A 22,564-nucleotide genomic window follows, 5' to 3' on the forward strand; every position below is an offset into this window, starting at 1 on the left:
GGAGAGGATTACGCGCCGCCCCATGTTCAAGACCGACACCGCCGCCGCCCAGCCGGCGCCTTCGCCCACGGCCCTCACCCGCCGCAGCCTGTTCACTCTCGCCGGAGCGGGCGCCGCCGCTGCCGCCGCGCCCGCAGCTGCGACGGGCTTCGGCACCGGCTTCACCCACAATGTCGCGAGCGGCGAGCCGGGGACGGACAAGGTGATGCTGTGGACCCGCTATGTCTCGGACAAGCCGGCCTACCTCGCCTGGGAAATGAGCGAGACCGAGGACTTCGCGAAGCTCGCCGCCGAGGGCAGCACCGGCAATGCCGCCGGGCCCGACAGCGACTACTGCGTCAAGACCTGGGCCGACGGGCTGATGCCGGGCCGCTGGTATTTCTACCGCTTCATCGCCCCCGACGGCACCAGGTCTCCCGTGGGCCGCACCCGGACCCTGCCCGATGACTCCGCGGCGCAGTTCCGGCTGGCGGTGTTCTCGTGCTCGAATTTCGGCTTCGGCTGGTTCAACGCCTATGGCCATGCGATCGAGGCGAACGATGCCGACCTCGCGGTGCACCTCGGCGACTACATCTACGAATATGGCGCGGGCACCTATCCCGATGCCGGCAAGGGCGTGGCCGAACGCGTGCTCCAGCCCTCGACCGAGATCGTCGCGCTGACCGATTACCGTCTGCGCTATGCGACCTACCGCGCCGACCCCGATCTCCAGCGGCTCCATCAGGTGATGCCGATGGTGGCGGTCTGGGACGACCACGAGACCGCCAACGATTCGTGGAAGGACGGGGCGCAGAACCATCAGGCCGACACCGAAGGCGAATGGGCGATGCGCAAGGCCGCCGCCAAGAAGGCCTATCGCGAATGGATGCCGGTCTCAGACGAGCCCTATGCCGCCTATCAGGTCGGCCAGCTCGCCACCCTGCTGCGGATCGACACCCGCCTCGAGGGCCGTGACCAGCAGCTCAGCCTCGAGAAGATCATGGCGGGGAACAAGGACCCTCAGGCGCTGATGGCGGCGCTGGCGACATTCCGCGACGGCGAATGGGCCGCTGCCGACCGCCAGCTGCTCGGCGAGCGGCAGGAGAAATGGCTGGGCGAGGCGCTCGCGGCATCGACCGCGAAGGGCACGCACTGGCAGGTGCTGGTGCAGCAGGTGCTGATCGGCAACCTGCGCACGCCCAAGGCCTTTGCCGACCAGATCGGCGCGGGGCTGCCCGATTTCGTGCGCCGCCGGCTCGATGCGGCCGCCGCGGCGAGCCAGGCCGGGCTGCCCTCGAACATGGACGCATGGGACGGCTACCCCGCCGCCCGCGCCCGCGTGTTCGAGGCCGCGCTGAAGGCCGATGCGAACCTCTTCGTGCTGGCGGGCGACACCCACAACGCCTGGGGCTTCGAACTCGCCCATGATGGTGCGGCGGTGGGCGTCGAGCTGGGCGTCTGCTCGGTGAGCTCGCCGGGCTTCGAGAGCTATCTCTCCTTCGTGAAGCCGCAGGATCTCGCCGCCGCGCTGGTGGCGGAGAACGCGCAGCTCAAGTGGGCCGACACCGCGCAGCGTGGCTACATGGTGGTCGAGCTGACCCCGGCGCGCGCGACCACCGAATACCGCTTCGTCGAGGGCATCAGGCAACGCTCGACCCGGCTGGCGGGGACGAAGCGGATCACCACCGAGAAGGGCAGCGGCAAGCTGGCGGTGTGAGCGGCGGATTTCGACGACAATCTGTTAAGTGATCCCGCGATAGAACCGGCCCGCTCGATTGCGGGGGTGTTGCAGATGCGGATGATGATGCTGGCCGGTGGCGCGTCCCTCCTGGGTGGCGGTGCTTATCTCGCGGGGGCCTTCGACGGCGGCGAGTATTACGCGATGGCGCCCTCCGCAGTGGAAGCGCGGCTGGCGGGGCTCGATTTCGGCCCCGAGCTCGGGACGGCCACGGGCCAGCCGTCGATCGCGCTCGTGCTGCGCAGCCGCGGGCCCAAGCTGCTGCGCTGGGACCTCATGGCCGGCCCCGACCGCCTCGGCGATGTCCGCGCACACCTCGCGCCCGAATCGACCGGCACCCGGGTGAGCGTCGACTTCCAGTTCACCAAGGGCGACGCGCTGATGGGGCTGGAGGAAGACCCCCTCCTTAACGACATCGCGCGGATCGCGATGGAGGAGAAGGTCGATTCCGTGCTCGACGGCCGCGCCTTCGACGCGACCCGCGTGCAGGCCAAGATGGCCGCGATGATCGCCGCCAACCCGGGTGCGGTCGTCAACATGCAGCAATCGCTGAACGAGAACGTCGCCAACGAGATGGACCGCATGGCCCCGGAAGCGGACTACGGATACGGCCCGGGCTACGGCTCCGCGCCCACCACCGCGACCGCCAAGCCGACCAATGGTCCCGACTTCAGCGAGACCCACGCCGACGGCGGCTGGGGGAAGAACTAGGGCAAGGACGGCCCGCCCGTCGCATGCGAAGATCGTCATGGAATCAAGTTGCACGTGACAGGGTGCCACCAAGCCACTATCTGACCCCCATGGCCAAGCTGCTCACCACCACCCGCACCACCACCACCCGGACCACCATCCGGGGGCGGAGGGCTGTGCGTTAAGCGAAGCAGCCCGCCGCCCGGTTCGGGGCGGCGCGGTGTTCTCCCCGATCCGGCAACGCGTTCAACACCGCTCTTCCGGTGCGGCCCCGCTTGTGGCAGGGCGCGCCCAAACGAGACGGATGTGCGACGATGACGGAATTGCTCAAGATCAGCCTCCCCGACGGATCGGTGCGCGAGATGCCCGCCGGGAGCACCCCCGCGGACGTCGCCGCCGCGATCGGCCCGGGCCTCGCCAAGGCGGCGCTGGCGGCGCGGGTCAACGGCGAGCTGCGCGACCTCGCCCGCCCCTTCGAGGGCGATGCCCAACTGGCGCTCGTCACCGCGCGCGACGAGGCCGATGCGCTCGAACTCGCGCGCCACGATTACGCCCACGTCCTCGCCGAGGCGGTGCAGTCGCTCTTCCCCGGCACGCAGATCACCTTCGGCCCGGCGACCGACGACGGCTTCTACTATGACGTGAAGGCGCCCGAGAGCCGCGAGCCCTTCGGCATGGACGACCTGCCCGCCATCGAGGAGGAAATGCGCCGCATCATCCGCGCCGACAAGCCGCTGCGCCGCGAGGTGTGGAGCCGCGAGGACCTGATCGCGAAGTGGTCGGCCGAGGGCGAGGTGTTCAAGGCCGAATGGGCGAAGGAACTGCCCGAGGGCGAGGAGCTGACCGTCTACTGGTCGGGCAACGACTGGCTCGACATGTGCCGTGGGCCCCACCTGCCGAGCACCGGCAAGCTCGATCCCGACGCCTTCAAGCTGATGCGCGTGGCCGGGGCCTATTGGCGCGGCGACCAGAACAATGCGCAGCTGACGCGTATCTATGGCACCGGCTGGCTCAACAAGAAGCAGTTGCAGGCCCACCTCACGCGGCTCGAGGAAGCCGCCAAGCGCGACCACCGCAAGCTCGGCCGCGAAATGGACCTGTTCCACTTGCAGGAAGAGGCCCACGGGAGCGTCTTCTGGCACCCCAAGGGCTACCGCATCTGGCGCGAGCTCGAGAGCTACATGCGCCGCAAGATGGACGGGGCGGGCTACCGCGAGATCAAGACCCCGCAGCTGATGGACGTGCGCCAGTGGACCCAGTCAGGCCACTGGGGGAAGTATGCGCAGAACATGTTCGCCGTGCCCGACATCGTGCCGGACGTCGATGAAGAGTCAGGCGTCGCCTCGCCCAAGGTGGCGGACGATGCCGCGTGGATGGCGATCAAGCCGATGAACTGCCCGGCGCACGTGATGGTCTTCAAGCAGGGCATCACCTCCTACCGCGATCTCCCCATCCGCCTCGGCGAGATGGGCTGCTGCCACCGCAACGAGCCCCACGGCGCGCTTCACGGGCTGATGCGCGTGCGCCAGTTCACGCAGGACGATGCGCATATCTTCTGCACCGAGGGGCAGGTGGTGAGCGAAGTGCAGGCCTTCATCGCGCTGGCGGATTCGGTCTACCGCGATTTCGGCTTCACCTACGACATCAAGCTCGCCCTCCGCCCCGAGAAGCGCTTCGGCAGCGATGCCGATTGGGACAAGGCCGAGCAGGAACTGCGCGACGCGCTCACCGCCAACGGCCTCGAATGGGAGGAACTTCCGGGCGAGGGCGCGTTCTACGCCCCCAAGCTCGAATGGCACCTCACCGACGCCATCGGGCGCACCTGGCAGGTCGGCACGATCCAGTCCGACCGCGTGCTGCCAGAGCGGCTCGATGCGCACTACATCGGCGAGGATGGCGAGAAGCACCGCCCGGTGATGCTCCACCGCGCGATCTTCGGTTCGTATGAACGCTTCATCGGCATCCTGATCGAGCACTTCGCAGGGAAACTCCCCGCATGGCTCGCCCCGGTGCAGGCGGTGGTGGCGACCATCGTCTCGGACGCCGATCCCTATGCCGAAGACGTCGCCGCCCAGCTGCGCGCCGCCGGCATCCGGGTCGAGACCGACACCCGCAACGAGAAGATCAACTACAAGGTGCGCGAACACTCGCTGGCGAAAGTTCCGCACCTGCTGGTGGTCGGCAAGCGCGAGGCCGAGGAGGGCACCGTCGCGGTCCGCACGCTGGGCGCCGAGCACCAGAAGGTGATGCCGCTCGCCGAGGCGATCGCGATGCTGAAGGGCGAGGGCACCCCGCCTGATCTGACCTAAGGCTCCCGAAATCCGTTCGTGTCGAGCGAAGTCGAGACACGGTTGCACGGCATCTCGACTTCGCTCGATGCGAACGGGGTTCAGGATGTTCGACAGCTTTTCCGCAGTCCAGATCGCCGTCGCGCTGGCGGCGGCGCTGGGGTCGGCCTTCGTGCGCGGGCTCACCGGCTTCGGCATGGCGATCCTGCTGGTGCCGGTGCTCGCCCTCGCCCTGCCCCCGATCGAGGCGGTGGTGCTGACCAACGCGCTCTCGCTGATGATCGGCGCGACCGAGATCCGCAGCCTCGTGCGCGATGCCGAGCGCAGCGCCTGGGTGATCGGCGCGCTGGTGGTGGCGGCGACACCGCTGGGGATGCTCGCCCTGTCGCTGACCGGAAGGGACGTGGCGCGACTGGTGATCGCGCTGATCGCGCTCAGCGCCTTCATCGCCATCCTGCTCCCCCGCCGCGGAAACGCCCGGCCGGGGCAGGGCGTGACCGGCGCGGTGGGCGTGCTGAGCGGGCTGATGACGGGCTATGCCGGGATGCCGGGGCCGCCGGTCGTGCCCTATTACGCCGGGCGCGACCTGCCGCGCAGCACGGCCAAGGCCTCGATGCAGCTGATCTTCACCATCGCCGCAAGCACCGGCCTTGCGAGCGCGCTGTGGCTCGGGGTGCTCCGGTGGGAGCTGCTGCTCTTTGCCGTGCTGATCCTGCCCGTCATCATCGCCGGCAACCGGCTGGGCGCGCGGGTTTCAGGACGGGTCAGCGATCCGCTGTGGCGCGCGAGCGTCGGGCTGGTGCTCGGCGGGGCGGCGCTCGCCGCGCTGATCCGCCTCGTCTAGGCCACCCAGCGCGCGGGGAGCACCGGGCCGCGGCCGGGCTGGCGCAGCACCAGCGTATAGCGGTCCGCGCCCGCTCGCATGGCGGTGTCGAGGATGCTTTCGCGCTCCAGCCGTTGCCGGTTACGCGCGCGATGTCAGAAAGGCGTTGTCAGAAAGGGAGGGCGGTCCCCGCGAGGATCAGCGCGAAGGCGCAGCCGAGCACGATCGCCTGGCGCGCGAGCTCCAGCGCATCGAGGCGGCTGGCGGCGGCGAGCGGCAGGGCGAGAGCTTGGGCGCGGGTCATGCGCCGCAGTCTCGCGCCAATGTCCTAACGAAGCGTTAATCCGCTCATGCAGGCAGGGCGGGCATCTGCTGGCTGGCGCAGTGGAAGCCCCCGCCGCCCGCCAGCACCGCCTCGCCCGGCAGGCCGATGGTGTCGCGGTCCGGGAACAGCGCGGCGATCGCGGCAACACCGTCCGCGTCGTGGGGGCTGCCGAAGGTCGGCACCACCACGAGGTGAGAGGTGATCGCGAAGTTGACGTAGCTCGCCGGCTCCACCCGCCCGTCGCGCTCGATCCGGCCGGGGGAGGGGATGCGCACCACCTCGACCCCGAAGGCCTCGGCCCGCGCCGCCGCATCGGCATAGATCGCGGCGTTGGGATCGTCCTTGCCGGTCGGCTCGGGCACCACCAGCCGGTTTGGGCCGACGAAGCGCGCGAGGTTGTCGACATGGCCGTCGGTGTGGTCGTTGATGAGGCCATCGCCCAGCCACAGCACGCGGGTGAAGCCGAGCTGCGCGGCCAGCTCCGCCTCGATGTCGGTGCGCGAGAGGTGCGGGTTGCGGTTGGGGTTGAGCAGGCATTCCTCGGTCGTCGCCACCAGCCCCGTGCCGTCCCCGTCGACCGCACCGCCCTCGAGGATCATCGCCGTGGTGGTCACCGCCAGCCCCGCATCGCGCGCGATGTCCGCGCCGATCTCCATGTCGCCCGGCATCAGGTATTTCCCGCCCCAGCCGTTGAAGCCGAAGCGGCGCGCGATGCGCTGCCTCCCGTCCGACACGACCAGCGGCCCGGTGTCGCGCAGCCACACGTCGCCATAGACGCGGGTCTCGAGCGTGACCTTGCCGCTGACCAGTTGGCGCGCGCGGGCCGCATTGGCTTCGTCCCGGACCAGCAGCCGCACCTCCTGCCCGCTCTCGGCCACGGCGGAGGCAAAGGCCGCCATCTGCTCCTGCGCGGGCTCAAGCCACCCCGGCCACTCCTCGGTGAGGTGCGGGAAGCCGATCCAGATCCAGTCCTGCGGCGCCCATTCGGGGGGCATGATCATGGTCATGGGGGGATCAGCAGCCCTTGTCGCTGGCCTTGCAGCTTTCCTCGCGGATCGCCCGGAACTCGTCGCCCTCGTTCCAGGTCGGCCAGCTGGTGCTCGTCGCCATCATCCGCCCCAGGCGGTAGTAGAGCTGCAGGTCGGCCATCACGCCCGACCAGTCCCACGTCTCGTTGAACTCGTCCTTGGGGCCGTGATAGCGGTTCTCGGTATAGTCCGCCGCGACCCTGGCCCCGGCCTCGCGCCCGCCCTCGATCAGGTCCTCGCCGCCGTCGATATAGAGCATCGGCACGCCGAGCTTGGCGAAGGCGAAGTGGTCGGAGCGGTAGTAGTAGCCGTTCTCCGGCTTGGGATCGGGGGTCGCGGTCCGCCCGTCGGCCTTGAGCGCGGTTTCGAGGAAGAGGTCGAGCTGCGACTTGCCGAGGCCGACCGCCGTCACGTCGCGGGCCGGGCCGGCGACCTGGAAGGCGTCCATGTTCACCCCGCCCACGGTCTGCGCCAGCGGGTAGACCGGGTTCTGGGCATAGTAGGTCGCGCCGAGCAGGCCGGATTCCTCCGCCGTCACCGCGAGGAACACGAGGCTGCGGCGCGCCGGCCCGGCCTTGGCGTGGGCCTCGGCCAGCGCGACCAGCGCGGCGGTGCCGGTGGCGTTGTCGACCGCGCCGTTGCAGATATCGTCGCCGTCGGGCGCGGGCGAGCAGCGCCCGAGGTGGTCCCAGTGCGCGGTGTGGAGCACGTATTCGTCGGGCTTCTCGCTGCCCGGCAGGATGCCGATGATGTTGTGCGAGGTGAAGCTGCGCACGTCGCTGGCGAAGCGGGTGGAAAGCTTCATGCCGAGCGGCACGGGCTTGAAGCCCTTGGCCTGCGCCGCCTTGGTCAGCGCATCGAGATCCTGCCCCGCCGCCGTGAGCAGCTTGCGCGCGGCATCCTCGGTCAGCCAGCCGTTCATCTGCGTGAGCGGGGGCGCATTCTCGCCCCGCTGGGCATAGGCCTGCGGGCCGGTCCACGAGCTTTCGACGACATTCCAGCCATAGGCGGCGGGCGCGGTCTGGTGAACGATCAGCGCCCCCGCCGCGCCCTGACGGGCGGCTTCTTCATACTTGTAGGTCCAGCGCCCGTAATAGGTCATCGCCTTGCCGTTGAAGGGCCCTTCGAGCCCCGCGCTCTGCCAGTCGGGATCATTGACGAGGATCACCACCGTCTTGCCCTTCACGTCGAGGCCCGCGTAGTCGTTCCAGCCCTTTTCGGGGGCGTTGATGCCGTAGCCGACGAAGACCAGCTCGCTGTCAGCCAGGCTGGTCGCGGCTTCCTCGCGGTAGGTGACGCCGACCCAGTCCTTGCGGAAATCGAAGGAGAGGGGGGCGCCCTTGCCGGTGATCGTCAGCGGGGCGTAGTCCTTGCCGGTGATCTCGACCAGCGGGACTTCCTGCACCCAGGAATCCCCGTTGCCCGGCTGCAATCCGGCCGCCTTGAAGCGTTCGATCATCAGCGCGATGGTCTTTTCCTCGCCCGGCGTGCCGGGGGCGCGGCCCTCGAAGGCGTCGCTCGAGAGGATGCGGGTGACGTCCTTCATCGTCGCTTCGGAGAGCTGGCCGGGCTCGACCTCGGGGATGTCGAGCGCCGCGCCCGCGCCGCCGGGCACGGGCAGGCCCTCGCACGCCCCCAGCGCGAGCGCGCCGGCGAGCAGGGTGCCGATTGCGAATTGCCGGATCGTCATTGCCAGATTCCTCTCATCCATCCGCGCCCCCTGTTGCAGAGCCTCGCGGGTGGCGCAAGCACACCGCTCTTGCAGCACGGCGGCGGCGCGGCCAGAGAGGCGGGCGATGGGAGAGAACCGGCCTGATTGGGAAAGCGCGCTTGCCCGCGCCCGCGCCCACGCGCCCTTCCTGGCGCGCGCGCTCGACCGACAGCCGGAGCTGGCCGCGCTGCTGGCGGCGGGGGACGGCTCCGGGGCGCTCGCATGGGCGCGGGCGCAGGGCGAGGCCTCCGACGCCGAGGTCGCCCTGCGCCGCGAGCGGCTGGCGCTCGCCGCCGCGCTGGCGGTGGGCGATCTCGCAGGCGCCTTCCCGCTGGCGCAGGTGGTGGGCGAGCTCACCGCCTTCGCCGACCGCGCCCTCGACCGCGCGATCCGCACCGCCATCGCCGAACGCTGCGATGCCGACTCTGCCGAGGGCTTCATCGCCCTCGCGCTCGGCAAGCAGGGGGCGGGCGAGCTCAACTATTCCTCCGACATCGACCCGATCCTGCTGTTCGACCGCGCCCGCCTGCCGCGCCGCGCGAGCGACGATCCGGGCGAGGCGGCGCAGCGATACGCGCGCCGCGTGGTGGCGCTGCTTTCGGCCAATACGCCCGAGGGCTATGCCCTGCGCGTCGACCTGCGCCTCAGACCAGCGAGCGAGGTCAGCCCGCTCGCGGTCCCGGTGGGCGCGGCGCTCACCCATTACCAGGGCGCGGCGCTGGCGTGGGAGCGCGCCGCCTTCACCCGCGCCCGCGCGGCGGCAGGGGATATTCCGGCGGGCGAGGCCTTCCTCGACGAGATCCGCCCCTTCGTTTGGCGCGGCCAACTCGATTTCGGCGCGATCGAGGAGATCCGCGCCCTCACCCACCGCATCCGCCACAGCCACGAAGGCCCGCCCGCCCCCGGGCCCGGCTTCGACGTCAAGCGCGGGCGGGGCGGGATCCGCGAGATCGAGTTCTACGCCCAGACCCACCAGCTGATCCACGGCGGGCGCGACGCCTCGCTGCGGGTGCGCGGCACCCGCGCCGCGCTCGACGCGCTGGCCCGCGCGGGATGGATCGCTCCCGAGAACGCGGTCACGCTGGGCGAGGCCTATGACCGCCTGCGCCAGATCGAGCACCGCTTGCAGATGGTGAACGACCGCCAGACCCATGCCCTGCCCGAAGGGGAGGCGCTGGATAACGTTGCGCGGCTCGACGGTCTGGCCGACGGCGCGGCGCTGGTCGCCGAGCTGACCGCGATCACCGAGCGCACGGGGCGCATCTACGAGGAATTGATCGGCCGGAGCGACCCCGCCCCCGCCCCGGTCGCCATGCCGGTCAGCGCGCTCGCGCACAACCTCGCCGAATGGGGCTTCCCCGAGCCGGACACCCTCGCCGAGCGGATCGAGACCTGGCGCGACGGACGCCACGCCGCGATCCGATCCCCGCAGGCGGTGGAAGCCTGGGACCGGCTCGCCCCCACGCTGCTCGAAGCGATCGCCAAAAGCGACGATCCGATGCGCGCGATCACCCGCTGGGAGCGGATCATCGAGAGCGTGCCGTCCGCCATCACCACCTTCCGGCTGCTCGACGCGCGGCCCGACCTGACCCGCCGGCTGGTCGCCGCCCTCACCCTCGCGCCCGTCCTGTCGGACGAGCTGGCACGGAAGCCCGAACTGCTCGACACCCTGATCGACAAGGACGCGCTCGACCTGCCGGGCGAGGTAGCCGCGATCATGGCGCGCATGAAGGGCGCGGCGGTGCGCGACGATTACGAGGCGCTGCTCGATGCGATCCGGGTGGTGACGGGCGAGATCCGCTTCGCGCTCGGCATCCAGCTGATCGAGGGGCTGGCCGATCCGCTCGCCATCGCCCGCGCCCTGTCGCGCACGGCGGAGGCGGCGCTGCGGCTGGCGACATCGGCAACCGTCGTGGAGTTCGGCGTCAAGCACGGGCGCATCGCGGGAAGCGAGCTGCTGATCCTCGGCCTCGGGCGGCTGGGCGGCGGGGCGCTGACCCACGCCTCGGACCTCGACATCGTCTACCTCTTCACCGGCGACTTTTCCGCCCAGTCCGACGGGCCACGCCCCCTTGGCGGGACGATCTACTACAACCGCCTCGCCAGCCGGGTCAGCGCCGCGCTTTCGGTGCCGACCGCGCAGGGGGCGCTCTACGAGGTCGACACGCGCCTGAGGCCGCAGGGCAACCAGGGTCCGCTGGCGGTGTCCTGCGAGGCTTTCGGCAAGTACCAGCGCGAGGCGGCATGGACGTGGGAGCACATGGCCCTCGCCCGCGCCCGGGTGCTCTACGGGTCCGACGCCGCGCGGGCCGAGCTCGAGGCGGTGCTCGCCGAGGTGCTCCACGCCCCGCGCGACATGGTGGCGCTGCGCGAGGCGGTGCTGGGAATGCGCGCCGAGATGGCGAAGCACAAGCAGCCCGGCGGCCCGGTGGACGCGAAGCTGACGCGCGGGGGCCTCGTCGATATCGAGTTCCTCGTCCACTACCTGCAATTGAAGGGCGAGACCGCCGACGGCCGCCCACTCGCCGAAGCTGCCGCGCAGGCGCTGTCTCCCGATCTCGAACAGGCCCTCGGGGGCCTCGCGGCGGCGGGGCTGGTGCCCGCGGACCTTGCCGGGCCCCATGCGCTGATGAGCCGGATGCTCGTGGCCGGACGCCTGCTCGCCCCCGACGGTCGCGAGCCCCCGCCTTCGGGCGCGCGGGCGCTGGCGCGGGCCTGCGGGTTCGATTCCTATGCCGACCTCGAGCAAGCCTTTGCCGCGGCGCGGCTCAGGGTGGCGGAAGTGTGGAAACAAATTCTGGGCACGGACATTCTCGCAAGCGAACAGGAGAACCCCGCATGAGCAACTTCCCCGGCGTCGGCGACGCCATCCCCGATATCGCCATGGAAACCCCCGAGGGCGGCAGCGTGAAGCCCTCCGACTTCGCCGGATCGAAGCTGGTGATCTTCTTCTATCCCAAGGACGACACCCCGGGCTGCACCACCGAGAACAAGGATTTCTCCGCCCTCAAGGACCAGTTCGAGGCGGCGGGCACGAAGCTGCTCGGTGTCAGCAAGGACCCGGCCAAGAAGCACGCCAAGTTCATCGCCAAGCACGGCCTCACCGCCCCGCTCGCGAGTGATGCCGAGGAGGGCGGGCTGTCCGACGCGCTCGGCGTGTGGGCGGAAAAGCAGATGTACGGCAAGACATACATGGGGATGGTGCGCGCCACCTATCTGGTGGATGCGTCGGGCAAGATCGCCCGCATCTGGGACAAGGTGAAGGTCGCCGGCCACGCCGAGGAAGTGCTGGCGGCCGCCAAGGCCCTCTGATCCCCGCATGACCACCGTCGCCCGCGCCATCCGCGCCGCGCTGCTCACGCCCGAGCCGCGCGCCAAGTGCTTCGCCACCCGCGAAGTGGCGCGGGCATGGCGCAGCGGGCGGCTGGCGTGGGACTTCGACGTGGCCATGCCCGACCGGCCCGCCTGGCCCGACACGCCCGAACTGCTCCCGCCGAATCGGATGCCTAAGCGCGGCAAGGGCGGGAGCGAGCGGGCGCGAATCGCCCTGTGGCACAGCCTCGCCCATATCGAGTTCGTCGCGATCGACCTCGCACTCGACATGGCGGGGCGATTCGGCGGTGAGATGGGCGAGGAATTCGTCGGCGATTTCCTCGCCGTCGCCGCCGACGAGGCGATGCACTTCGCGCTGCTGGCACGGAAGCTCCAGAACCTCGGCAGCCATTACGGCGCGCTCCCCGCCCATGCGGGGCTGTGGGAAGCCGCCCATGCGACCCGCGGCGATGTCGCCGCCCGGCTGGCGGTGGTGCCGATGGTGCTCGAGGCGCGCGGTCTGGATGTCACCCCGGCGACGCTCGAGCGGGTGCGCGCGGCGGGGGACGAGAACGGCGCGAGGATTCTCGAACGGATACTTGACGACGAAATCCGCCACGTCGCGGCAGGCACAAAGCATTTTTTGCGCTGTGCCGAAATGGCGCAGATGGAACCCGAATCCCTGTGGCAGGACCTCGTAAAACGGCACTTTCGGGGGCAGGTTAAGCCGCCGTTCAACGACTCGGCGCGTCTTGCTGCCGGTTTGTCGCGCGGTTTCTACGCGACGATTGCCTATTAACGACTCACCCGGATAACCACTCTCCAGCCAAGGCGCGCATCAGACGTGCCGGAACATTCCTACGGCGCCGGACCAGAAAAATGGCGCCGCAATCGGGACCGGGTCAGTTATGAAGTTTGCCTTGCGCCGAGTGCTGAAGCTGGCTGCCGCAGCCTGCTCCGCCGTTCTGGTTTCAGCCGCTGCGCCGGCCTTCGCCAACACCGCCAATTCCGCCAATTCCGCGACCAGCGCCGATGTCGTCGCGCCGGTGCGCGAAGCGCAGGGCGACGTGGTCGACAACGGCGACGCGCGCTTCAAGTCGCTCTTCGCCAGCTGGACGGCGATCGAGCGCACCGCCCCGACCGCCGGCACCGGCCAGACCGTGACCGCCTATTCCTCGCCCGTCCCGGTGACGGGCGTTTCGATTCCGTCGCGCATGCCGCTCGAAGGGGCGCAGCTGACCAGCGGCTTCGGGATGCGCAACCATCCGGTGCTCGGCGGCCGCCGCCAGCACGCCGGGATCGATCTCGCCGCGCCGACCGGCACCCCGGTCTACGCCACCGCCGATGGCATCGTCAGCCGCGCCGATTGGTATTCGAGCTACGGCCTCTACATCAGCCTTGAGCATGGCGCCTCGATGCAGACCCGCTACGCCCACCTCTCGCGCCTCGCGGTCGCCGCGGGCGACAACGTGAAGAAGGGCGACCTCATCGGCTATGTCGGCTCGACCGGCCGTTCGACCGGCCCGCACCTTCATTACGAAGTTCGCGTCGAGGGTCTTGCAGTCAATCCGATTCCGTATATGGTGGAGAGCGAAGCACAGCTGGCCTACGCCCGCGACGCTCGTCTCACCGGCCAGGGCGGCGAATAAGCCACTCTCAGCCAAGGCTCCGACGAGCAAGCTTCACGAGATTGCCCGTGTAAACGGGCCGGACATTGGAGAGGGTGTCCGAACATGGGCGGCGGGTTATCCCGCCGCCTTTTTTCTTGCGCGCGCCACATGTCCCTCGCGTTGCGGGTGCATCGCGAGGTCGTTGCGGGGTCGTCGGCGGGCGGTTGCCGCCGATGAGTAGCAATTCCCATACTCTTTTCGCTTGCGAGCGTTCCCGCGCCCGCTAGATTTTCTCTCCAGAGAGAGAATGTCGGCAGTCCCCGTGGGCGCTGCTGCTTGGGAGAGAAATCATGTCGATGCACCCGATCGCGCACGCCGCGACCCGGCCCGATCACCCGGCGGTCATCATGACCGGCTCCGGCCAGCAGATCACCTACGGAGAGATGGAGGCGGAATCGAACCGCTTCGCCCATCTCCTGCGCGCCCACGGGATCGGGGCGGGCGATGCCTTCGCGGTGCTGCTGGAAAACCGCATCGAGTATTTCACCCTGATCTGGGGTTCGCAGCGCGCAGGGACCATGCTGGTGCCGATCTCCTCCCGCCTGACCGCTCCCGAGGCCGCCTACATCATCCGCGATGCCGAGGCGAAGTTGCTGATTACCAGCGGATATTTCACCGGGATGCTGGACGCGATCCGCGCCGAGTGCCCGGGCCTTGCGGTGCTGGTGATGGATTCGGGCGACGGCGAGGATTTCGCCTCCGCCCTCGCCGCGGAGGCGCCGACCCCGATCCCCGACCAGAGCGCCGGGATGGTGATGCTCTATTCCTCGGGCACCACCGGCCGGCCCAAGGGCATCCGCCCCGCCCCGCCTGCGGACCCCGATCCCCAGGCCGCCGTCCCGCTCGTCGGCCTTGCGGTGATGGGCGCCGGGATGCCGACCGACGGCTCGATGATCTACCTCTCCCCCGCGCCGCTCTACCACGCCGCGCCGATCGGCTGGTGCTCCGTCGTCCACCGGCTCGGCGGGACGGTGGTGATGATGGAGAAGTTCGATCCCGAAGAGGCGCTGAAGGCGATCGAAACCTACAAGGTCACCGACAGCCAGTGGGTGCCGACCCACTTCGTGCGCTTCCTCAAGCTCGATCCGGCGGTGCGCACGAAATACGACCTTTCCAGCCACCAGCGCGCGCTCCACGCCGCCGCACCCTGCCCGGTGCCCATCAAGCGCGAGATGATCGAATGGTGGGGCCCCATCGTGAACGAATACTATGCCGGCAGCGAGAGCATCGGGATGACGATGATCCGTTCCGCCGACTGGCTCACCCACCCGGGCAGCGTCGGACGGGCGATCTACGGCACGCTCCACATCTGCGGGCCGGACGGCGAGGAAGTGGGTCCGGGCGAGGACGGGCTGATCTATTTCGAGAACGCCCTCCTGCCCACCTATCACAACGATCCCGACAAGACCCGCGAGGCTATGCACCCGAAGGGCTGGATGACGCTGGGCGACATCGGTCACCTCGATGCCGACGGGTTCCTCTACCTCACCGACCGCAAGAGCCACATGATCATTTCCGGGGGCGTGAACATCTACCCGCAGGAGATCGAGAACCTGCTCGTCACCCATCCCAAGGTGATGGACGCTGCGGTGATCGGCGCGCCCTGCCCGGATCTGGGCGAGAAGGTCGTTGCGGTGGTGCAGCCCAAGGACATGGCCCACGCCGGACCGGCGCTCGAGGCGGAATTGCGGGAGTTCCTCGCCCCCAGCCTCTCCAAGATCAAGATGCCCAAGCTGTTCGACTTCCGCCCCGACCTGCCGCGCGAGGCCAACGGCAAGCTCTACAAGCGCGAGCTGCGCGACGAATACGCGGCCAAGGCCAAGGAGCCGGCGGAGTGAGCCGGGAGGCGGTGCTGCCGGGCGACGTCGCGCGGCTGGTCATCGACCCGCACGCCTATGCCGAGTGGGACGGGCTGCTCGACACCTTCGACGCGATCCGGGCGAGCACCCCGGTCGCAAAGGTCCAGCCCGACACGCCCGGGCTGTTCGAGCCCTTCTGGCTCGTCACCGCCTATGACGATGTCATGCGCATCTCGAAGGACAACGCCGCCTTCCTCAACAACCCGCGCCCCGTGGTGTTCAGCTTCAACCAGGCGATCGAGTTCAGCCGCGCGGCGACGGGCTCGAACATGCTGGTCGATTCGCTGGTGGTGTTCGATGCGCCGATCCACCCCAAGTATCGCAAGCTGACCCAGGAATGGTTCATGCCGAGGAGCCTCGCCCGCCTCGAGGATGAACTGCGCGCTCTCGCCGCACGCACGGTCGACCGGATGCTGGAGCAGGGCGGGGAGGTGGACTTCGTCAAGGAGGTCTCCGGCCCTTACCCCTTGCGCGTGGTGATGCAGATCCTCGGGGTGCCGCCCGAGGACGAATTCCGGATGCAGATGCTCACCCAGCAGCTGTTCGGCGGGCAGGACAAGGACCTGTCGGGCAGCGGCATGGACAAGATGACGCCCGAACAGGTGGTGCAGATCGTCGCGGGGGCGGTGAAGACCTTCGAGGACTATTTCGCCGCGCTCGCCGAAGACCGCCGCCGCAACCCGACCGACGATGTCGCCAGCGTCATCGCCAACGCCACCGTCGACGGCCAGCCGCTCCCGCCGCGCGACATGGCGGGCTACTACATCATCGTCGCCACCGCCGGGCACGACACCACCTCGGCCAGCACCGCAGGGGCGATGCAGGCGCTGGCGAACGATCCCGAACAATATGCCCGCGTGCGCGCCGACCGCTCGCTGCTTCCCGGCATCGTCGAGGAGGCGATCCGCTGGACCAGCCCCGTCCAGCACTTCATGCGCACGGCGGCGGAGGACTGCGAGATCGGCGGGCAGCAGATCAAGGCGGGCGACTGGCTGATGATCAACTACGTCGCCGCCAATCACGACCCCGCCCAGTTCCCCGACCCGCGCCGCTTCGACGCCGCGCGCTCGCCCAACCGCCACCTCGCCTTCGGCGCGGGGGCGCACCAGTGCCTCGGGCTGCACCTCGCAAGGCTGGAGATGAAGATCCTGTTCGAGGCGATCCTCGACCGGGTGGCGGCGGTCGAACCGGCGGGCGAAGCGAAGCGCGCCAGCAGCACATTCGTGGGCGGATTGAAGACCTTGCCGCTGCGCGTGACGCCCGCCTGAAAAGGCGGGCAAAATCGGACATCACCCGTCCGATTCCGCTAGGGATTTGCCCCCGTTTGTCCTAGCTTCCGGGGCATGGGATCTTCCGTTCGCCTTGCAGCCGGGGCTGGCGCCGCGTGAGCCTGCTCGCCGGCCACAATCTGCCCTTCGTGATCGCGCTGGGCGCTCTGGCGCTGATCGCGCTCGCGCAGGTCACGGGGCTCGGCGATGTGCTCGAGGGCGATGTCGATGCCGGCGGCGGGCTCGAGGCGGGCGGCTTCGGCGAGGCGCTGACGGCGCTGCTCGGCCTCGGCAGGGTGCCGCTCCTGATCTGGCTCGCCAGCCTGCTGCTGATCTTCGGCGGCCTGGGACTGATCGGGCAATCGTGGATCGCAGGCCTGCTGGGCGCGCCGCTGTCTGCCGGATGGGCGACGCTGGCGGCGGGCGCAGCGGCCCTGCCGCTCAACAGCCTCGCCATGCGCCCGATCGCCGCGATCATGCCGCGCGACGAGACCACCGCGATCGCGCTCGACGAGCTGGTGCGGCGCGACGCCGAGATCCAGATCGGCACGGCGCGCGCCGGATCGCCCGCGCGTGCCAAGGTGATCGACCGCCACGGACAGGCGCATTTCGTCATGGTCGAACCGCACGACCAGACACTTGCCTTCAACGCAGGCGACACCGTCCTGCTGGTGCGCCGCGAGGGGCAAACCTTCTTCGGCGTGCAATACGAAAGCCCGCTGCTCGGGCTCGAATCTTAAAGGGGAACGCACATGTCTTTGCCGACGACAACCTCGAACGGGGAGCTGGTCCCGACCGGCGATCTCGCCTCCTCCACCGGCGATCTCGTGACTTACGGCGTGGTCGGCGTCAGCGCCGTGCTGTTCTTCATCGTCTTCTTCGTCTTCCTGATCCGGCTCTATCGCCGCGCGACCAAGGAGACCGCCTTCGTGCGCACCGGTTTCGGCGGCGAGAAGGTGGTGATGAACGGCGGTGCGCTGGTCTTCCCGGTGTTCCACGAGGCGATGCCCGTGAACATGAACACCCTCGTATTGAGCGTTGTGCGGCGCGATGCCGAGGCGCTGATCACGCTTGACCGGCTGCGGATCGACGTAAAGGCCGAGTTCTACGTCCGCGTCCGCCCCGATGCCGCGGCGATCGCGATGGCGGCGCAGACCCTCGGCCAGCGCACGATGCAGCCCGAGCTGCTGAAGGACCTCGTGGAGGGCAAGTTCGTCGACGCGCTGCGTTCCGTGGCGGCCGGCATGACCATGAACGAGCTGCACGAACAGCGCGCGGATTTCGTGCAGAAGGTGCAGCAGGTCTCCTCGAACGACCTCGCGATGAACGGTCTGGAGCTCGAATCGGTTTCGCTCACCGGGCTCGACCAGACCTCGATCGAGCACTTCAACGCCAACAACGCCTTCGACGCCGAGGGTCTGACCAAGCTCACCGAGCAGATCGAGGCGCGCAAGAAACTGCGCAACGACATCGAGCAGGAAACCCGCGTCCAGATCGAGAGCAAGAACCTCGAAGCCGACAAGCGCAGCTTCGAGATCGCGCGCGACCAGGAATATGCGCGGCTCGAACAGGAGCGCGAGGTCGAGGTGCGGCGCGCGGCCCAGGCGGCGGAAATCGCCCGCGAACAGGCGGAGCGCAACCGCGAGGCCGAGATCGCCCGGATCGAGGCCAAGAAGCAGGTCGATGCCCAGCAGATCGAGGCCGACCGGCTCGTCGAGGAAGCGCGCATCATCCAGCAGCGCGCGCTCGAGATCGCGCGGCAGGAACAGCAGATCGCGGTGCAGAACAAGAGCCGCGAGGAAAGCCAGGCCAAGGCCGAGGCCGATGAAGCCCGCGCCAAGGCGGTCGAGGCCGAGGAACGCGTCGCCACCGCGCGCGAGCGCGAGATCGCCGAGCGCCAGAAGACCATCGAGCTGATCGAGGCCGCCAAGCAGGCCGAGCGCGACGCGATCGGGGTCAAGGTGCAGGCCGAGGCGGAAAAGGACGCCGCCACCAACCGCGCCGAGGCGATCCGCTTCGAGGCCCAGGGCGAGGCCGAGGCCGAGAAGCTCCGTGCCGAGGCGGCGCGGGTCCGCTTCGAGGTCGAGGCGGCGGGCCAGCGCGCGATCAACGAGGCGGCGAACATCCTCTCGATGGAGCAGATCTCGCTCCAGACCAAGCTGGCGCTGCTCAAGGTGCTGCCCGAAGTCATCCGCGAGAGCGCCAAGCCGATGGAGGCGATCGATTCGATCAAGATCGTGCAGGTCGACGGGCTCACAAACGGCGGGCGCGCGGCGAACGACGGCGGCGGTGCAGGCAATGGTTCGGGCGGCGGCTCGGGCAATCTCGCCAGCGATGCCGTCGCCGCGGCGCTCGCCTACCGCGCGCAGGCGCCGGTGCTCGACGGGCTGATGAAGGAACTGGGACTCGACGGTTCCTCGCTCTCGGGTCTGGTCAAATCAGCCGCCGAAGCCGAGGGCGAGACGGCTCCCTCGCCTGCCCCCGCCAAAGCCGCCGCCCCGAAGGCGATCACCCGCGACAACGACGCGGATGACGCACCGGCGGGCGAGGCGGCGGAATAGGAGGACATCGTGCGAGGGGCGGCGGCGCTGCCCCTCGCCGCCTACTTCAGCAGATCCATCGCGATCGCGCGCACCTCGGCGCCCATATCCGCCCGCGCCAGAGCAATCGCCAGCGTCGCCTCGACGAAGCCGACCTTGCTCCCGCAGTCGTAGCGGTTGCCGTCGAAGGTGACGGCGTGGAACGGCTGCGTGCCGATCATCTTCGCCATCGCGTCGGTCAGCTGGATCTCGCCCCCGGCGCCCTTGCCTTGGTTCTCGAGCACGCGCATGACCTCGGGCTGGAGAATGTAGCGGCCCGAGACGATCTTGTTCGAGGGCGCCTCGGCCACCGGCGGCTTCTCGACCAGCCCGCGGACCTCGGTCAGCGCGCCCTTGGCCTCGCCCGGGTCGATCACGCCGTAAGAGGAGACCTGCTCCATCGGCACTTCCAGCACCGAGATGAGATTGCCGCCGACCTGTTCGTAGGCTTCGACCATCTGCTTCATGCAGCCGGTGCCACCTTCCTTCGCCACCATCAGCTCGTCGGGCAGGAAGATCGCGAAGGGATCATCCCCCACGATCGCGCGGGCGCACCAGATCGCATGGCCGAGGCCGAGCGGCACCTGCTGGCGCACCGCGATCACGTCGCCCGGGGTGGCCCTCGCGCAATCGAGCACCGAGAGGTCCTTGCCGCGCTCGGACATGGTCTGTTCGAGTTCGAAGGCGATGTCGAAATGCTCGACGATCCCGGTCTTGCCGCGCCCCGTGACGAAGATCATCTGCTCGATGCCCGCCTCGCGCGCCTCGTCGACGGCGTACTGGATCAGCGGGCGATCGACCACCGGCAGCAGCTCCTTGGGCACGACCTTGGTCGCGGGCAGGAAGCGCGTGCCGAGACCGGCGACGGGAAACACGGCTTTACGGATCGGCTTTTGAGGCATCTGGCACCTTGAGCTGATGAATTCGCGAAAGTTCTTGCGCCCGTCGCGGTCTCCCGTGCCTTGCGCCATAACGCAGGTCAATGATTGTTCATCATCGCCCGCCCCGCCTCACGGGACCGAGTTGCACGAGAGGCGCTTTTCGCTAAGGCTGGCGCGATGGACAAGCTGATCATCAAGGGCGGCAACCGCCTTCAGGGCACGATCCCGATTTCCGGCGCGAAGAATGCGGCGCTGACGCTCATTCCCTGCGCTCTGCTGACCGAAGAGCCGCTGACGCTGCGCAACCTGCCGCGGCTTGCCGACATCGACGGGTTCCAGCACCTGATGAACCAGTTCGGCGTCACCACCGTGATCCAGGGCACGCGGCCCGAGGATTTCGGGCGGGTGATGAGCATGGAGGCGACCCGCATCACCTCCACCGTCGCGCCCTATGATCTCGTCCGCAAGATGCGCGCCTCGATCCTCGTGCTCGGCCCGATGCTGGCCCGCGCGGGCGAGGCGACCGTGTCGATGCCGGGCGGCTGCGCGATCGGCAACCGGCCGATCGACCTGCACTTGAAGGCGCTCGAGGCCTTCGGCGCGCATATCGAGCTCGCCGCGGGCTATGTGAAGGCATACCAGCCCGACGGCGGGATGCCGGGCGGGGATTTCGACTTCCCCGTGGTGTCGGTCGGCGCGACCGAGAACGCACTGATGGCGGCAGTGCTGGCGAACGGCACCAGCCGCCTCTTCAACGCCGCGCGCGAGCCGGAAATCGTCGACCTGTGCAACTTGCTGGTGGCGATGGGCGCGGAGATCGAGGGGATCGGCCGCTCGAACCTCACCATCCACGGGGTCAAGCGCCTGCACGGGGCGACCTACCGCGTGATGCCGGACCGGATCGAGGCGGGCTCCTATGCCTGCGCGGCGGCGATCACCGGCGGCGAGGTGCGGCTCGAGGGCGCCAAGGCCGAGGACATGATGGCGACCATCCACGCGCTCCAGGCGATCGGGGTCCAGGTCGAGTGGGACGCCAAGAGCGTTACGGTCAAGGCGAACGGCGCGCTGAAGGCGACCAACCTCACCACCGCCCCCTATCCGGGCCTCGCCACTGACATGCAGGCCCAGCTGATGGCCCTGCTGTGCAAGGCGGAAGGTGCAAGCGTGCTCAAGGAGACGATCTTCGAGAACCGCTTCATGCATGTCCCCGAACTCGCGCGGATGGGCGCGAACATCACCACCGAAGGGCGCACCGCGATCGTCAAGGGTGTCGAGCGGCTGACCGGCGCGGAGGTCATGGCAACCGACCTGCGCGCCTCGATGAGCCTCGTGATCGCGGGCCTTGCGGCGGAAGGCGAAACCACGGTTCGCCGCCTTTACCACCTTGACCGCGGCTACGAGCGGCTGGAGGAAAAGCTCCAGCTGGTCGGCGCGGACATCGAGCGGGTGGACGACTAGGGCCTAACCCCGTTCGTGCTGAGCTTGTCGAAGCACTGTCTTGCTCTTGTCCCACGCCCGACTGAAAGAGAAGGACAGCCCTTCGACAAGCTCAGGGCGGACGGAATTGTGGTTGGTTTTTGACCAGCCACACCCTGATGGCGCTCGCCAGCCCGGGGGGCGTGGGGGACTTGATCCGCTCGGCATCGATGCGCGCCACCAAGGCTGCAACCGCCAGCCCCTCGCGCGCCGCTGCGGCTTTGAGCATTTCCCAGAACAGCGGTTCGAGGCTGATCGAGGTCTGATGTCCCGCGATGCTCAACGAGCGTTTGACCGGGGGGTGGTAGGGAGAGGGCTCCATAGCCCCCCCGTTACCACGTCTTTGTTGTCGCATCGCTGTTTGCAGAAAGCCGGTTCCCACTTTTCTGCGCGATGCTCGGGTCAGGCTGCTTCGAAGTCGTCCACATATTCGGGGAGGAACACCGGCTCGCGTTCCGACCAGCCGGGAGCGGTGGCGGCGGCTTCGCTCAGCGACTGGAGCAGCAGCTTGCGGCGCTCGGGCCGGATAAGCGGCAGGGCGCTCGCGGCGCAGAAGGCGGCCGGCAGCCAGGGCCGCACCCGCGCGCCGAGCAGGCGTTCGTAGAGGAAACGGAAGGCCGAAAAGCTCGCCAGCCGCTCCTGTTCGAGATCGAAGGCGGCGAGGCGCACCAGCTTGCCGAGGAAGCGTTCGACCTCGTAGGGCGTGCCCTCGTCGGGGATCAGGCCCCGCAGCGCCTTCAAATCCTGGTAAGCGACATATTGCCGGCGGATCGCGATGTTCTCCGCCTCGCTGCGGCCCCAGCGCCGGAAGGCGTCGGTGCGGGCAAGACCGATGTCGAGGCTGCGCTTGATGTAACGCTGCTCGCAGGGTGCGAACCCGGCGAATTCTCGCATCTCGGCAATCGGCATCATCATGGCGCGTCTCCTTCGGACAGGG

19 protein-coding genes are annotated in these 22,564 nt (G+C 69.0%); 13 read left to right on the forward strand and 6 right to left on the reverse strand.

All coding sequences use genetic code 11. The annotated features are described in order from the left end of the window. Positions 1 to 22: 22 nt before the first annotated feature. The 4 genes from ACMX37_RS16045 to ACMX37_RS16060 all read left to right on the forward strand — a co-directional run bounded on the left by ACMX37_RS16045 (position 23) and on the right by ACMX37_RS16060 (position 5,539). Positions 23 to 1,696, forward strand: a complete 1,674-nt coding sequence (locus ACMX37_RS16045; RefSeq protein WP_483146878.1) for an alkaline phosphatase D family protein — start codon at positions 23 to 25, stop codon at positions 1,694 to 1,696. Between the two features lie 75 nt (positions 1,697 to 1,771). Then, the gene (locus ACMX37_RS16050; RefSeq protein WP_483146879.1) at positions 1,772 to 2,428 is read left to right on the forward strand and encodes a hypothetical protein; all 657 of its coding nucleotides are present in this window, start codon (positions 1,772 to 1,774) and stop codon (positions 2,426 to 2,428) included. 293 nt (positions 2,429 to 2,721) lie between these two features. Next, a complete protein-coding gene (thrS, locus tag ACMX37_RS16055; RefSeq protein WP_483146880.1) occupies positions 2,722 to 4,716 on the forward strand; it encodes a threonine--tRNA ligase in 1,995 nt (664 codons plus the stop codon). 67 nt (positions 4,717 to 4,783) lie between these two features. Continuing rightward, positions 4,784 to 5,539: a TSUP family transporter gene (locus ACMX37_RS16060; protein WP_483146881.1), complete on the forward strand. Its 756-nt coding sequence runs from the start codon at positions 4,784 to 4,786 to the stop codon at positions 5,537 to 5,539. A gap of 148 nt (positions 5,540 to 5,687) precedes the next feature. Here ACMX37_RS16060 and ACMX37_RS16065 read toward each other — a convergent pair whose 3' ends face one another. The 3 genes from ACMX37_RS16065 to ACMX37_RS16075 are packed head-to-tail and all read right to left on the reverse strand — an operon-like array spanning position 5,688 to position 8,561. Next, positions 5,688 to 5,822 (reverse strand): hypothetical protein, encoded by a 135-nt coding sequence (locus ACMX37_RS16065; RefSeq protein ID WP_483146882.1) that lies wholly within the window; start codon positions 5,820 to 5,822, stop codon positions 5,688 to 5,690. Positions 5,823 to 5,866: 44 nt separating this feature from the next. Beyond that, positions 5,867 to 6,850, reverse strand: coding sequence for an agmatine deiminase family protein (locus tag ACMX37_RS16070; RefSeq protein WP_483146883.1), 984 nt, complete (start codon positions 6,848 to 6,850; stop codon positions 5,867 to 5,869). Positions 6,851 to 6,857: 7 nt separating this feature from the next. After that, complete coding sequence (locus ACMX37_RS16075) at positions 6,858 to 8,561, reverse strand: M28 family metallopeptidase (protein ID WP_483146884.1); 1,704 nt, start codon at positions 8,559 to 8,561, stop codon at positions 6,858 to 6,860. A 106-nt stretch (positions 8,562 to 8,667) separates the two neighbouring features. On the opposite strand from ACMX37_RS16075, the gene glnE reads away from it, so the two are divergent. The 8 genes from glnE (at position 8,668) to ACMX37_RS16115 (ending at position 19,252) form a co-directional block, all read left to right on the forward strand. Then, entirely contained in the window at positions 8,668 to 11,424 is a 2,757-nt protein-coding gene (gene glnE / locus ACMX37_RS16080; RefSeq protein WP_483146885.1) for a bifunctional [glutamate--ammonia ligase]-adenylyl-L-tyrosine phosphorylase/[glutamate--ammonia-ligase] adenylyltransferase, read from the forward strand. Continuing rightward, complete coding sequence (locus ACMX37_RS16085) at positions 11,421 to 11,894, forward strand: peroxiredoxin (protein WP_483146886.1); 474 nt, start codon at positions 11,421 to 11,423, stop codon at positions 11,892 to 11,894. Before glnE ends, ACMX37_RS16085 begins: the two co-directional genes overlap by 4 nt. 7 nt (positions 11,895 to 11,901) lie before the next feature. Then, a complete protein-coding gene (locus ACMX37_RS16090; RefSeq protein ID WP_483146887.1) occupies positions 11,902 to 12,693 on the forward strand; it encodes a ferritin-like domain-containing protein in 792 nt (263 codons plus the stop codon). Between the two features lie 130 nt (positions 12,694 to 12,823). Then, a complete protein-coding gene (locus tag ACMX37_RS16095) occupies positions 12,824 to 13,543 on the forward strand; it encodes a M23 family metallopeptidase (RefSeq protein ID WP_483146888.1) in 720 nt (239 codons plus the stop codon). A 317-nt stretch (positions 13,544 to 13,860) separates the two neighbouring features. Continuing rightward, positions 13,861 to 15,402 (forward strand): acyl-CoA synthetase, encoded by a 1,542-nt coding sequence (locus ACMX37_RS16100; protein ID WP_483148428.1) that lies wholly within the window; start codon positions 13,861 to 13,863, stop codon positions 15,400 to 15,402. Continuing rightward, entirely contained in the window at positions 15,399 to 16,691 is a 1,293-nt protein-coding gene (locus tag ACMX37_RS16105; protein ID WP_483146889.1) for a cytochrome P450, read from the forward strand. Before ACMX37_RS16100 ends, ACMX37_RS16105 begins: the two co-directional genes overlap by 4 nt. Before the next feature lie 116 nt (positions 16,692 to 16,807). Next, the gene (locus ACMX37_RS16110; RefSeq protein ID WP_483146890.1) at positions 16,808 to 17,431 is read left to right on the forward strand and encodes an OB-fold-containig protein; all 624 of its coding nucleotides are present in this window, start codon (positions 16,808 to 16,810) and stop codon (positions 17,429 to 17,431) included. A gap of 12 nt (positions 17,432 to 17,443) precedes the next feature. Continuing rightward, positions 17,444 to 19,252, forward strand: a complete 1,809-nt coding sequence (locus ACMX37_RS16115) for a flotillin family protein (RefSeq protein WP_483146891.1) — start codon at positions 17,444 to 17,446, stop codon at positions 19,250 to 19,252. 41 nt (positions 19,253 to 19,293) lie between these two features. On the opposite strand, the gene ACMX37_RS16120 is transcribed toward ACMX37_RS16115, so the two are convergent. Continuing rightward, positions 19,294 to 20,172, reverse strand: a complete 879-nt coding sequence (locus ACMX37_RS16120) for a UTP--glucose-1-phosphate uridylyltransferase (protein ID WP_483146892.1) — start codon at positions 20,170 to 20,172, stop codon at positions 19,294 to 19,296. A 156-nt stretch (positions 20,173 to 20,328) separates the two neighbouring features. Between ACMX37_RS16120 and murA the strand changes: the two genes are divergently transcribed. Next, positions 20,329 to 21,609 carry a UDP-N-acetylglucosamine 1-carboxyvinyltransferase gene (gene murA, locus ACMX37_RS16125; protein ID WP_483146893.1) on the forward strand — a complete coding sequence of 427 codons (1,281 nt, stop codon included), beginning with the start codon at positions 20,329 to 20,331 and terminating at the stop codon, positions 21,607 to 21,609. Positions 21,610 to 21,700: 91 nt separating this feature from the next. Here murA and ACMX37_RS16130 read toward each other — a convergent pair whose 3' ends face one another. Both ACMX37_RS16130 and ACMX37_RS16135 read right to left on the reverse strand, forming a co-directional pair. Next, positions 21,701 to 21,949, reverse strand: a complete 249-nt coding sequence (locus ACMX37_RS16130) for a ribbon-helix-helix domain-containing protein (RefSeq protein WP_483146894.1) — start codon at positions 21,947 to 21,949, stop codon at positions 21,701 to 21,703. Positions 21,950 to 22,029: 80 nt separating this feature from the next. Then, entirely contained in the window at positions 22,030 to 22,542 is a 513-nt protein-coding gene (locus ACMX37_RS16135; RefSeq protein WP_483146895.1) for a hypothetical protein, read from the reverse strand. Positions 22,543 to 22,564: the final 22 nt, after the last annotated feature.

Source organism: Porphyrobacter sp. THAI-01a, assembly GCF_056868655.1.